Consider the following 11,618-nt stretch of genomic DNA (forward strand, 5'->3'; position numbering starts at 1 on the left):
CAAACCACCAAAACCAGTCCGGAACTTCCCTAGCGCCAACGGCTGCACGGGATCCTACTCCACCCGTAGATTGCCCCTGGGGACACGCTCAGGAGTACTGGGCCACTAGCGGAGACTCAACCCTGCTCCAACGCTATTCGCCCGGTGCCGACACCATAGCCAGCGGTGTGATCGTCCACGACTACTGGGAAGAAGTCATGATTCTCTCTGGAGAACTCACTGATGTGAGTCTCGGGAGGACTTTCACACCCGGCAGGTACGCCTGCCGCCCACCTGGCATGCGTCACGGACCCTACCTCAGCGGCGCCGGCTGCAGCATGCTCGTTGTTGTTCGGCCTTCCCCGGAACCCGGCGCGAACGGACACTTGGGGCCCTAGCCGAGCGGACGCACGACGGCGGGACCTCCTTGAGTTCGTCCGCTTCCGCCTGATGCCGCGTCAGGAAAGCAACGGAACAGACAGCAGACCGAGTTCAGCCGAGTGGGGTGGGTTTGCCCCCGGCCTGGAGCAGGTGATCGCCGCGGCGCGGTTAGCGTAGGCGGCGAGCGCGTGCAGTTCATCGCGGGATAGGCTCTGGAGCCCGTCCCGCGCGCGGGCCCCGAGCGCTGCGAGCTGGTCCAGGCCGGAGATGAGCGCGGCCATGAAGGAGTCGCCGGCGCCCACGGTGTCCGCCACGGAGACGGGTTCGGCTGCCATTTCCGCCCTCCCCTGGCGGGCAAGAATGACCGGGCCGGACGCGCCGCGCGTCAGGCCCACGAGTGCGGGACCGAGTTCAAGCCAGGCTGCCAGGCTTTCCTCCGGCGTCCGGTGCGGATAGAGCCAGGCGAGGTCCTCATCGCTGGCCTTGACGATGTCGCTCACGGCGACGAAACGCTCCGCCTGCGTGCGGGCCGCGGCCACATCGGGGCAAATCGCCGGCCGACAGTTGGGGTCGAAACTGGTCGTCGCCCGCTCACGGGCGGCCTCCAGCAGTCCAAGCGTGGCCTGGTCACCTGGCGCCAGCACGGCCGCGATCGATCCCGTGTGGACGTGGGTGGAACCTTGCACCCCTGCCAAGGCCGGAAGTGACGCCCCATGGATGTCCCAGCCGATGTTGAAGGCGTAGGTGGCCGCCCCGTCCGGACCGAGCGTTGCGGTCGCCGTTGACGTGGGTGAACTGCCGCCCCGGACCACCGTGACGCCATTGGCCTTCAGGTGCCCCTCGATCATGTGCCCATGCGGATCATCGGCGTAGTGCGTCACAAGGTTCGTCGCCAGACCCAGCCGTGCCACGCCCACAGCCACGTTGAGGGGACTGCCTCCCGCGTGGGCCTGGACTTCGCCAGGCCTGCGGGGGTCGCAGATGATGTCCACGAGCGATTCGCCGATGACGGTGATCATGGTCAACGGCCCGGGTAGACGACGGCTTTGAGCTGGCCGGCCTGCTTGCCGGCTTTCAGGGCTTCTTCGGACTCGGCAAGGGTGAACTTTCCGGTCACGAGGATGTCCAGGTCCACTTTTCCATCCGCGATCAGTTGGATCGCCAGCGGCCAGGTGTTGGTGTAGCGGAACACGCCGGAGAGCCAGATTTCCCGGTTCTGGATGAACGAAACAGGGAGTTCGACGTCGTCCGCCCCGAGCCCCACCAGGATCACCCTGCCGGCCGGCCCAACGGCTTTGATCCCGGAACGGACTGCCTGCGGTGCGCCGGAAGCGTCAATGAACGCATCGACGTCGAGCCCTTCCACACTGTCCGTTATCGCGTTGAGCGCGTGCGTTGCGCCGTGTTCCAAAGCGAATGCGAGCCGGTCCTCGGCGATGTCCGTGATGTAGATTTCACTCGCCCCAAAGGCGCGTGCGGCCTGCGCGGCGATGATGCCGATAGGGCCGGCGCCGGCGATCAGCACCCGGCTTCCGGGCTTGATCTGGGCCCGTTCGCAGGCCCAGAGTCCAACCGACAACGGCTCAATGAGGGCGGCGGCCTCGTCGCTCACATTGTCCGGAATGTCATAGGCGAAATCGGACTGGATGGTGACGTACTCAGCAAACGCGCCATCGATCGGCGGGGTGGCGTAGAACTCGATGTCCGGGCACAGGTTGTAGCGGCCGGCTTTGCACTGCCTGCATTTACGGCAGGGGCGCTGAGGCTCAACCGCCACCCGCTGTCCGACCCGGGCGGGATCCACTTCGCTGCCGACGGCGGCGATCCTGCCGGAGAGCTCGTGGCCGAGAATCAGCGGGTGGTCCACCACGTAGTCGCCGATCCGGCCGTGCTCGTAGTAGTGGACATCGCTGCCGCAAACGCCGACGGCGGCAACCTGCACCAGGACCTGGTCGGCCTCGAGCCGGGGAACGTCCAGGGTTTCCATTGCCATGTCCCCTTTGCGCTTAAGGACGGAGGCGCGCATGGTTGCCGGCACATCCGTACCGAGCGCAGGGGACTGTGCGGTTGGTGTTGTCATGGAAAGGCATCCTTAAGAATCGGGCGGGAAGACGGTTACTTGACGGCGCCGAGTGAGAGGCCCTGGACCAGCTTGTCCTGGGCGGCGAAGCCTGCGAAGAGGACGGGCAGGGAGATCACGACGGCGGCGGCGCAGACTTTGGCGAGGAAGAGTCCTTGGCTGGAGACGAAGCCGGTGAGGAAGACCGGGGCTGTTCCGGCCATGACGCCGGTGAGGACGCGGGCCAGGAGGAGTTCGTTCCAGCTGAAGATGAAGCAGATCAGGGCTGTGGCGGCGATGCCGGGCATGGCCACGGGGGCGACGATCTTGCGGAGGGTCAGCAGCAGCCCGGCGCCGTCGATCTGTGAGGCTTCAAGCATTTCCACCGGCACTTCGGCCAGGAAGGAACGCATCATCCAGACCGCGATGGGCAGGTTCATGGAGGTGTACATCAGGACCAGGAACCAGATGTTGTCCAACGCTCCTGCCATCTTGGCGAACAGGAACAGCGGCAGGATGGCGGCCACCACGGGCATCATCTTGGTGGAGAGGAAGAAGAACATCACGTCTGTCCACTTCTTGACCGGCCGGATGGACAGCGCGTAGGCGGCCGGGATGGCGAGCACCAGGACCAGCACGGTGGAGCAGATGGAGGCTGTGGCTGAGTTGATCAGCGGCGGCCAGGGGCTGACGCCTGAGCTGGCGCCGAAGAACTCCTGGTAGGCGTCCAGCGTGATGTCGGCCGCGAGAGAGGGCGGATTGGTGGCGGCGTCGACCTCGGAGTGGAAGGAGGTCAGGATCATCCACAGGACCGGCGCGGCGAAGAGCAGGGCCAGGACCCAGGCGGCGACACCGGCGGCTGTGTTGTTGCGGGTCGAGTCCATCCGGGACTTGCCGCGGCGTCGTGATCCGGTGTTCCGGGCCGTCGGACGATGTCTTGTGTTGCGGGGTGTGTTGCGGGGTGTGTTGCGGGGTGTGTTGCGGGGTGCGGCAGGAGTGAGGGCGCTCATCGTGCTGCCTCCTTCTTGAAGAGCGAGAAAACGGTTCGCAGCGCAAAGGTGGCCACGATGATGGTGCCGATGACCACCACGACGCCGGCCGCTGATGCCAGGCCGTATTCGTTGGCGAAGTAGAACGTCTGGTAGACGGCGTAGGGCAGGTTGGCGGTGCCCAGGCCGCCGGAGGTGAGGGTGAAGACGGCGTCGAAGTTCTGCATGATGTAGATCGCGCCGAGCAGGCCGCCGAGCTCCAGGTACTGGCGCAGGTGCGGCAGTGTCAGGTGCGTAAAGATGTTCCAGGGGCTGGCGCCGTCCATCTGGGCTGCTTCCACCGTGTCCATGGGACGTGACTGCAGGCCCGCGAGCAGGATCAGCATCATAAACGGCGTCCATTGCCAGACCAGGGACAGGATGACAGCCATCAGCGGGGCCTGGGACAGGAGGTCCGGCTGGGGCGGGGTGTCGCTGCCGAACAGGGACCAGATCCAGGTGAGGATGCCGTTGATCAGGCCGTAGGTCGGGTTCAGGAGTGCGTGCTTCCAGACGAGGGCGGCTGCTACCGGCACCACGAGGAACGGTGCGATCAGCAGGGTGCGGGCCAGGCCGCGGCCGATGAACTTCTTGTCCAGCAGCAGCGCGAGTCCCAGGCCGATGACCAGGGACGCCAGGACCACCGAGACGGTCAGGACGATGGTGGTGAAGATCGCCTGGCGCAGGTCAGCGTTGGTGAGGACCTCGATGTAGTTGCTGAATCCTGCGAAGCCGGTCTGGTCCGGGCGGAGGCTGTTCCAGTTCAGGAACGAGATGAACAGGCTCACCACGAACGGCAGCTGGGTGACGATGATGAGGAAAATCAGGGCCGGCAGCAGCGGTGCTCTCCGTGCCCACGCCATGGCACGTTCGCGTGATTTGGCGTTCTTGGAAGGTTTGGCTGCACTGTTCCCGGTCCGGGAGACGCGCGCTGTTGCGGAAGTCATGATGTTCTCCTGGGGTTCCGTGGCCCGCCGGGGCGGGCCACGGAACCGGTTGGTAGGTGGTTACTTCTGGTACTTGTCGCCGATTTTCTGTGCCGCTTCCTGGCCCTTGGCCAGTGCGTCGGCCACTGAGCCCTGACCGGCGATGGCGGAGCTCACACCCTGGGAAACCGTGGTGCCCAGATCCGCGAACTCCGGAATGCCCACGAACTGGATGCCTACGACGGGCCTTTCCTGGAGGCCAGGGTTCTTCGGGTCGGCGTTCTCGATGGCGGAGCGCTCAGCCTCGAAGAACGGGGCGGCCTTCTGGAATTCGGCGTTCTCGTAGGTGGAGATGCGCTTGCCGGACGGAACCTTGGCCCAGCCAAGCTTTTCGGCGACCAGTTCCTCGTATTTCTTGGAGCTGGCCCAGGCGATGAACTTGCCCGCCGCGTCCTGCTTCTTGGAAGCAGCCTGCACGCCCCAGGACCAGGTCCACAGCCAACCCGAGGACTTTGTCTCCTTGACCGGGGCCTGCACGTAGCCGATCTTGCCCTTAACCGGGGAGGAATCGGCCTCGAGCGAACCGGCAGCCGAGGTGGCGTCGTACCACATGGCCACCTTGCTCTGGCTCATGTTGTTCAGGCATTCGGTGAACCCTGCCTGTGCGGCACCGGCCTCGCCATGCTTGCGCACCAGGTCCACGTAGAACTCGGTGGCCGCGGTGAACTCCGGAGAGTTGACCTGGGCATTCCAGTCCTTGTCGAACCAGGTCCCGCCGAACGTGTTCACCACGGTGGTCAACGGCGCGAACACCTGGCCCCAGCCGGGCTGGCCGCGGAGGCAGATACCCTTCATCCCGGCTTCTGCACCGTCCGCCTGGGCTGCGAGTTCGGCAACCTCATCCCACGTGGGGTTCTCGGAGATCTTCAGGCCCTTGGCCTCAAAAATGTCCTTGCGGTACATCAGGAAGGACGATTCGCCGTAGAACGGCTCGCCGTAGAGCTTGCCGTCTTCGCCCGTGAGCGAGGCGGTGTAGGCGGGGAGGATGTCGTCCTGGTTGAATTCGGCGTCCTTGGCCACGTTGTCCAGGGGCGCCAGCCACCCGTTGGCCGAGTAGAACGGAATCTCGTAGTTGGACAGCGACGCGACATCGTACTGGCCCGCCTGGCTGGAGAACTCCTGGCTGATCTTTGCGCGGACATCGTTCTCCGGCAGGATCGTGTAGTTGACCTTAACGCCGGTGTCCTTGGTGAAGTTGTCCGCAGTCAGCTTTTGCAGGTCCTCCATCTGCGGATTGTTCACCATCAGGACGTTGATGCTGTTCTGGTCACCGGCGGTGCTTCCGCCGCCGGCGCCCGAACAGGCTGAGGCAGAAAGTGCGATACACAGGGCACCTGCGGCGAGAGTTGCGGCGCGAATTTTCGGGCGCATTAAGGACTCCTTTGTTCTTCATGGTGTGCGCAGTCGCAGCACCCCGACTGCTGTGTCGAAGTACCGGACTGGAGCGAGGCGAAAGATCGGGAATCCGACGTGCCGCGCTGTTGTTCCTCAACATTAGGCCTGTGGGACAGGGCACAACTAGCGTCGTGGTTGCTACTTTCCGATACTAATTTTCCCTAACCACCCTCCGGGATAGGCGCTAATCTGAGGGAAGGCGCCAACGGCGCTGTCCATATTTCATGAACTCGGATGCCTGGAGAACCACTATGAGCGCTGCAGATACCGGCGACGGGGCATCGGCCAGGCTTGCCGAAAGGCTGCTGGGGATGCGGGCCAGCCGGGAGGTCATCCCGGCGGACCCGCACCATTCGGTCCGGTGGCACGAGCATGACTACCCCACCGCGGCGGCCCGCTGGAATTACCACCCCGAGTACGAGATCCACCTGATCAGGAAAGGCACCGGCAAGTTCATTGTCGGGGACCACATCGGCACGTTCGAGGCCGGGCATGTGTCCCTGGTGGGATCAGGACTACCCCACGACTGGGTCAGCGACCTCGAGCCCGGGGAGGTCATTGCCGGCAGGGACGCCCTGATCCAGTTCGATGGAAAGTGGGTGGAGCAGACCGCGGCCCTCGTCCCAGAGCTGGCCGAAATCGAACCCCTGCTGGAACAGTCCGCACGCGGCATCGAGTTTCTCGGGAGCACGGCCCTGTCTGCGGCCGCATCCATCGAAGCGATGGGCACCGCCACCGGGCTGGGGCGTCTGTACCACCTGCTGGAACTCTTTGCCATCCTTGCGCGCTCACCGCAGGAGGACCGGCGCTACCTCGCTGACGAATGGTTCAGGCCGCAGCTGGACGGCCAGGCCGCGGCGGTGGTGGACATCGTCCTGGAGTACGTGTTCGGCAATCACGCCGACAGCGTCAAAATGTCCGAGGCGGCGGCCCTGGTGGGAATGTCCGAACCGACCTTCTCGAAATACTTCAAGCGCGCCACCGGCCAGAACTTCAGCGATCTGGTCCGCAAACTCCGGCTGGCCCATGCACGGCGGCTGCTCGAGCGCAGCGACAAGCCAATTTCGGACATTTGCTACGAAGTCGGGTTCTCCAACCTTTCCAACTTCAACCGGCATTTCCTGAACGACGCCGGCGAAACGCCCCGGAGCTACCGCCAACGAATGCAGGGGTGACCCACACCCAACGTGCGCTAAGCGGTGGGCGAGCTAGAGTGAAAGCCCACTTCGAGGAGGCCATGCATGGAGAAAGAACCGATGCCGTCCGAGGCCAACGATCCCGGGCCCTTTTACCACGGCACCAAAGCTGACCTGAAGTCTGGGGACTTGCTGAAACCCGGCAACACGTCGAATTACGGGGAGCGAAAGACGGCGAACTATGTCTACCTGACTGCCACGTTGGATGCGGCAACCTGGGGAGCGGAGCTCGGCGTGGGCGAGGGACCAGGCAGGATCTACCGCGTGGAACCCACGGGCTCCTTTGAGGATGACCCCAATCTGACGGACAAAAAGTTCCCGGGCAACCCGACGAGGTCCTACCGAACCCAAGAGCCCTTGCGAGTAGTTGACGAGATCTTGGATTGGCAGCCGCATTCCCCCGAGGTGCTACAGAACATGCGGAACCACCTTGGAGAACTCAAACGGCTGGGCATCGAGGCAATCAACTGAACTCCCGCGGAGCGCACGACGGCGGCGGCTCCCGCCGTCGTCCGCTCTGTTTCAGAGGGGTGCTTTGGCGGTGATGAACTGCCGGATCCACTGGATGGTTTCCGGGCGGTCCAGCTGGAGGCCGTGGCCGGCGCCCCGGACCTTGACGAGCGTGGAACGGCGGATGTGCCGGTGCAGCTGGACGGCGTTGGGCATGGGCGTCAGGGCGTCGTGCGTGCCGTGGAGGATGAGGGTGGGCGATTCGATGGCGCCGAGCCGGCTCCACGCATCGTGGTCCCAGCTGGCGCGGAAGTGGCGTGCCTTGGCCCAGGCGGTGGCCCTCGAATTGAAGAAAGTGTGTATTGCGTCGGAGTGGTCCGCGGCCCATTCCGGCGCGAAGAACAGGGGCTCCAGTCGCGCCATGTCGCCGCTGACCAGCGCTTCCATGGCGTACTTGGTGGGCTCGGCCCCGGCCAGTTTGCCTCCGCTGGTGGCAGCAAGAATCAGCGTACGAACACCTTGCGGGTGGTCGATGGCGAGCCATTGGGCGACCCGCCCGCCCATGGAGTGGCCGTACACGTGCGCACTGTCCACGTTCGCCGCCTTGAGGACAGCCGCTGAATCGGCGGCGAGGAGCCGCGTGGTGTAGCGGCCGGCGTCGCCATTGCTGCTCCCGCCGATCCCCCGGTGGTCGAAACGAATGACGCGGAAATGCTGTGCCAAGGCCTCGGCCGCTGGCCCCCAACCGTCCATGGCGGTTGCCTGGCCGGCGATCAGGAGCAGGGGCTCGCCATGCCCTTCTTCGGCCCACGCCAGCTCGGCGCCGTCGGGAGCCAGGGCAATCTTCACGGTGACACTCTATCTTTACGCGCGGCCAGGGCGATGTGGTGCAGGGCACGGCGGGCATGCGCCGGGCCAGCCCGGAACGCTGTCCCGGGGGGCCCTTAGTTTGCCACCACCCAGATTGCTTCGGCCGCGGAGGGGCCCAGGTCAACGTCGCGGTCCCCGACCCGAATCGTGGTCACGTCCGCATACGGGCGGTGTGCCAAGACTTGGAGCCGGGTGTCCGGTCCCAGCCCGAGCTGGGTGAAGTACCGGAGCATGTCCGGGTCCGCGTCCGAGATTCTTGTGATGGTGACCGTCCGTTCCGGTTCCACGGATGTCAGGGGATCCCCTTGCGGGGGGTGCGGTAGCCCATTTCCCGAGGGGATTGGGTCGCCGTGTGGATCCCTGGTGGGGTGGCCGAGCTTCTCGTCGATGCGCTGGATCATGGTGTCGGAAACGGCGTGTTCGAGGATCTCGGCCTCGTCGTGTACCTCGTCCCAGCCGTACCCCAGAATCTGCACGAGGAATGTTTCCAGAAGCCGGTGCCTGCGCACCATTTCGACAGCGTGTGCCCGGCCGGCGGGCGTCAGTTCGATGCTGCCATAGGGGGCATGGGTGACCAGGCCCTGCTTTGCCAGCCGACGGATGCCGTCCGAAACGGTTGACGGTTTCACTGCCATCCGCTCGGCCATGGCGCCAACAGTGATGGGAGCCTCGGCCCATTCCGTTGAGGACCAGATCATCTTCAGGTAGTCCTGCGCGGAAGCTGTCAGCTCGGAGACGGTCATAACCCCATATTACCAGCCGAACATGAATGTTAGACTGGCCTAACATAAGTGTTTGACCAATGGAGATGAGATGGACGGCATGCCGAAACCTGAGGGAAAGACGATGCCGACCCGGCGTGCCATGCTCACAGGAGCGGCGGCCTTCGCCGCCGCGCCTGCGCTTGCCGGCTGGGCACCGTTGGATTCCAAGGATCCCGGGCATCACGCCGGACACGGCACGGTCTCAGGTCAGGCAGCGAAGACCTCCACGGGCGGTTCCTCAGCGGCGGGCGCTGGTTCGCCCCGCACGGACTCTGGCCACATGGCGAACCATGCCGGTCACGCAGGCTTCGCCGGCGGTTCCGTCCCGCCGGAGCGCGCCGGGATGGACCCGACCGCGATCCTGCACGATTTTGACCGAGGGACGACCAGTAAGCTTCCGGACGGCCGCACCCTCCGGGAATGGGACATCGTCGCGGTGGACAAAGATTTCGAGATCGCCCCCGGCGTGACGTTCCCGGGCTGGAGCTACAACGGCCGGATCCCCGGTCCCACTCTCTGGGCGCAGGAAGGCGACGCCCTCCGGATCCACTTCACCAACGCCGGCGCGCACCCCCACACCATCCACTTCCACGGGATCCACCGGGCCGAGATGGACGGCACCCCGGGGATCGGCGCCGGGTCCATCGCTCCGGGCCAAAGCTTCACCTACGAATTTGATGCCACACCATTCGGCACGCATCTCTACCACTGCCACCAGTCACCACTGGCGCCGCACATCGCCAAGGGCCTCTACGGCGGCTTCATCATCGAACCCAAAGAAGGCCGGCCGAAAGCCGACAACGAAATGGTCATGGTGATGAACGGGTATAACACCGACGGCGGCGACGACAACGAGTTCTACTCCGTCAACGGCCTGCCGTTCCATTTCATGGACTTCCCTGTCCAGGTCAAGCAGAACGAGCTGGTCCGGATCCACCTGATCAACGTCCTCGAATACGACCCCATCAATTCCTTCCACGTGCACGGGAACTTCTTCCACTACTACCCGACCGGGACCATGCTGACCCCCAGTGAATACACCGACACCATCTCCCAGGTGCAGGGCCAGCGCGGCATTGTGGAGCTCCGCTTCCCGTACCCGGGCAAATACATGTTCCACGCCCACAAGACCGAGTTCGCTGAACTGGGCTGGATGGGCTTCTTCGAGGTAGGCGCATCATGAGCCTTGATGAAAAGTCAGCAGCCGCCCTGGCGGCAGCACCCCACCGCCGGCCGCCGGTCCCAAGGTGGCTGCTCGGCATCGGTCCGCTGGTCCTGATCGCGATCCTCCTCGGACTGTTCACCCTGCTCAACGCACCGGGCCTCAACAAACTCTCCGAGGGCGTTCCGCCGAAGGAGGAGGTCGCCGTCGAAGACGTCCGCCTGACGGCCGGCCAGATCGCCATTACCGTCCGCAACGAAGGACCGGACCCGGTATCAGTCGCCCAGGTGAACGTCTCGGATTACTATGCCCTGTTCACGCAGACCCGGGAGACCATGGCGCCGCTGGAGTCCACCACACTGACCATCAGCTACAACTGGGTGGAGGGGGACCCCTACGAGGTGGCGCTGGTGACCTCGAACGGCGGCAAGATCCCGGCGGTTATTGAAGCGGCCGCCCTGAGTCCGGAGCGCGGTAGTTCCTTCTTCGGACTCATGTTGCTCATGGGGATCTATGTAGGCGTGATACCGGTAGCCCTGGGAATGCTGTGGATGCCGTTCGTGCGCCGTTCGTCCGCGTCCTGGGTCCGCGTCCTCTTGGGAGTCACCGTCGGGCTGCTGGCCTTCCTGGCCATCGACGCGACCCTCGAAGCCGTGGGACTCGTCGCCGGCAGCGGCGCGTTCGGCGGCCCGATGGTCGTCTTCCTCGGCGCCGTGACCGCCTACCTCATCCTCGAGGGAACGGATGCGTGGATGCGCCGGCACCAGAACGCGACTACCGCTGGCCAACCTTCAGCCCTGCCGCCCCAGCACCTGGCGCTGCTGATCGCCATCGGCATCGGCCTGCACAACTTCGGCGAAGGACTCGCCATAGGATCCGCCTACGCGGTGGGCTCACTCGCCCTGGGCGCCTCCCTGATCGTCGGTTTCGCCATCCACAACACCACCGAGGGCCTGGCGATCGTCACCCCGCTCGCCAAACAAGCCCCCGGCCTGGGCCGCCTGGTGATCCTGGGCCTGATCGCAGGAGCGCCCGCGGCCGCCGGAGCCCTCATCGGGGCGACCGTTTACCAGCCGGCCCTCGCGGCCTTCCTGCTCGGCATCGGAGCCGGAGCCGTCGCCCAGGTGGCCGTCAAACTCCTGCCAATGCTCAAGGACACCGCGGGCAAGACCCTCACCCCGCTCACCGGTGCCGGCGTCGTCCTGGGCATGGGACTGATGTTCGCCACCGGCCTGCTAGTCCAGGCCTAGTACTACAGTCGCGTTTAATTTGAGCTGTATCGGCGGTTTGACCGGACTTTCGGCAGGGAACCTGTTAATCGTTGGTGGTGAGTGATGATATTTGTGTG

General features: G+C 64.8%; 11 protein-coding genes. 4 read left to right on the forward strand and 7 right to left on the reverse strand.

Going from position 1 to position 11,618, the window contains the following annotated elements; genetic code table 11:
- Positions 1–437 precede the first annotated feature (437 nt).
- The 5 genes from ACX80X_RS20585 to ACX80X_RS20605 are packed head-to-tail and all read right to left on the reverse strand — an operon-like array spanning position 438 to position 5,804.
- Positions 438–1,379, reverse strand: a complete 942-nt coding sequence (locus ACX80X_RS20585; protein WP_459313201.1) for a carbohydrate kinase family protein — start codon at positions 1,377–1,379, stop codon at positions 438–440.
- A gap of 2 nt (positions 1,380–1,381) precedes the next feature.
- Complete coding sequence (locus tag ACX80X_RS20590; protein WP_252612064.1) at positions 1,382–2,440, reverse strand: NAD(P)-dependent alcohol dehydrogenase; 1,059 nt, start codon at positions 2,438–2,440, stop codon at positions 1,382–1,384.
- A gap of 35 nt (positions 2,441–2,475) precedes the next feature.
- Complete coding sequence (locus ACX80X_RS20595) at positions 2,476–3,429, reverse strand: carbohydrate ABC transporter permease (protein WP_459313203.1); 954 nt, start codon at positions 3,427–3,429, stop codon at positions 2,476–2,478.
- Entirely contained in the window at positions 3,426–4,394 is a 969-nt protein-coding gene (locus tag ACX80X_RS20600; RefSeq protein ID WP_459313205.1) for a carbohydrate ABC transporter permease, read from the reverse strand. The genes ACX80X_RS20595 and ACX80X_RS20600 overlap by 4 nt, the downstream gene beginning before the upstream one ends.
- A gap of 60 nt (positions 4,395–4,454) precedes the next feature.
- Entirely contained in the window at positions 4,455–5,804 is a 1,350-nt protein-coding gene (locus ACX80X_RS20605; protein ID WP_252600512.1) for an ABC transporter substrate-binding protein, read from the reverse strand.
- A gap of 275 nt (positions 5,805–6,079) precedes the next feature.
- Here ACX80X_RS20605 and ACX80X_RS20610 point away from each other — a divergent pair, with 275 nt between their 5' ends.
- Together ACX80X_RS20610 and arr are read left to right on the forward strand one after the other, a co-directional pair.
- The gene (locus ACX80X_RS20610; RefSeq protein ID WP_252600511.1) at positions 6,080–7,003 is read left to right on the forward strand and encodes an AraC family transcriptional regulator; all 924 of its coding nucleotides are present in this window, start codon (positions 6,080–6,082) and stop codon (positions 7,001–7,003) included.
- A gap of 66 nt (positions 7,004–7,069) precedes the next feature.
- Positions 7,070–7,495 (forward strand): NAD(+)--rifampin ADP-ribosyltransferase, encoded by a 426-nt coding sequence (gene arr, locus ACX80X_RS20615; protein ID WP_459313207.1) that lies wholly within the window; start codon positions 7,070–7,072, stop codon positions 7,493–7,495.
- A gap of 51 nt (positions 7,496–7,546) precedes the next feature.
- Here the strand turns inward: arr and ACX80X_RS20620 are convergent, their stop codons facing one another.
- Positions 7,547–8,323, reverse strand: coding sequence for an alpha/beta fold hydrolase (locus tag ACX80X_RS20620; protein ID WP_459313209.1), 777 nt, complete (start codon positions 8,321–8,323; stop codon positions 7,547–7,549).
- Positions 8,324–8,418: 95 nt separating this feature from the next.
- Positions 8,419–9,087 carry a metal-dependent transcriptional regulator gene (locus ACX80X_RS20625; protein ID WP_252612073.1) on the reverse strand — a complete coding sequence of 223 codons (669 nt, stop codon included), beginning with the start codon at positions 9,085–9,087 and terminating at the stop codon, positions 8,419–8,421.
- Positions 9,088–9,139: 52 nt separating this feature from the next.
- On the opposite strand from ACX80X_RS20625, the gene ACX80X_RS20630 reads away from it, so the two are divergent.
- On the forward strand, positions 9,140–10,291 hold the full coding sequence (locus ACX80X_RS20630; RefSeq protein WP_252614683.1) for a multicopper oxidase domain-containing protein: 1,152 nt from the start codon (positions 9,140–9,142) through the stop codon (positions 10,289–10,291).
- On the forward strand, positions 10,288–11,520 hold the full coding sequence (locus ACX80X_RS20635) for a ZIP family metal transporter (protein ID WP_459313212.1): 1,233 nt from the start codon (positions 10,288–10,290) through the stop codon (positions 11,518–11,520). The genes ACX80X_RS20630 and ACX80X_RS20635 overlap by 4 nt, the downstream gene beginning before the upstream one ends.
- Positions 11,521–11,618 lie beyond the last annotated feature (98 nt).

Source organism: Pseudarthrobacter sp. MDT3-1 (genome assembly GCF_054510755.1).

Coding starts and splice junctions, on each gene's coding strand:
- ACX80X_RS20585 (WP_459313201.1), bottom strand. CDS start 1,379: ATGATCACCGTCATCGGCGAATCGCTCGTGGACATCATCTGCGACCCC.
- ACX80X_RS20590 (WP_252612064.1), bottom strand. CDS start 2,440: ATGACAACACCAACCGCACAGTCCCCTGCGCTCGGTACGGATGTGCCG.
- ACX80X_RS20595 (WP_459313203.1), bottom strand. CDS start 3,429: ATGAGCGCCCTCACTCCTGCCGCACCCCGCAACACACCCCGCAACACA.
- ACX80X_RS20600 (WP_459313205.1), bottom strand. CDS start 4,394: ATGACTTCCGCAACAGCGCGCGTCTCCCGGACCGGGAACAGTGCAGCC.
- ACX80X_RS20605 (WP_252600512.1), bottom strand. CDS start 5,804: ATGCGCCCGAAAATTCGCGCCGCAACTCTCGCCGCAGGTGCCCTGTGT.
- ACX80X_RS20610 (WP_252600511.1), top strand. CDS start 6,080: ATGAGCGCTGCAGATACCGGCGACGGGGCATCGGCCAGGCTTGCCGAA.
- arr (WP_459313207.1), top strand. CDS start 7,070: ATGGAGAAAGAACCGATGCCGTCCGAGGCCAACGATCCCGGGCCCTTT.
- ACX80X_RS20625 (WP_252612073.1), bottom strand. CDS start 9,087: ATGACCGTCTCCGAGCTGACAGCTTCCGCGCAGGACTACCTGAAGATG.
- ACX80X_RS20635 (WP_459313212.1), top strand. CDS start 10,288: ATGAGCCTTGATGAAAAGTCAGCAGCCGCCCTGGCGGCAGCACCCCAC.